Annotated in this window: 1 protein-coding gene; it reads right to left on the reverse strand. The window is 39.1% G+C overall.

From position 1 onward, the window contains the following. Positions 1-238, reverse strand: a 238-nt coding sequence (locus tag SB658_RS27270) for an FAD-binding protein (protein ID WP_410603673.1), incomplete at both ends; no start/stop codon positions are given.

Here is a 238-nt window from a genome sequence, read left to right on the forward strand (position 1 = left end):
CCATCACCCGTAATTGTCTTATCATTAGAAGTAAAGGCGTATAAACCGCCAATCCCGCCTGTTGCTAACACCGTATACTCTGCAACGTAACGCTTCAACTTCCCTTCACTAGTTCTTGTTAAAACTCCAACACATTTATCATTTTCTATAATAAAATCAAGCACCATTTCCTGTTCCACTACCGTAACGTACGGAGCTACTTCTTGAATGAAATGCTCTAATAAATTCTTTCCTGTTG

It is taken from the genome of Bacillus sp. SIMBA_008, from assembly GCF_046535495.1.
Taxonomy (GTDB): Bacteria; Bacillota; Bacilli; order Bacillales; family Bacillaceae; genus Bacillus; species Bacillus subtilis.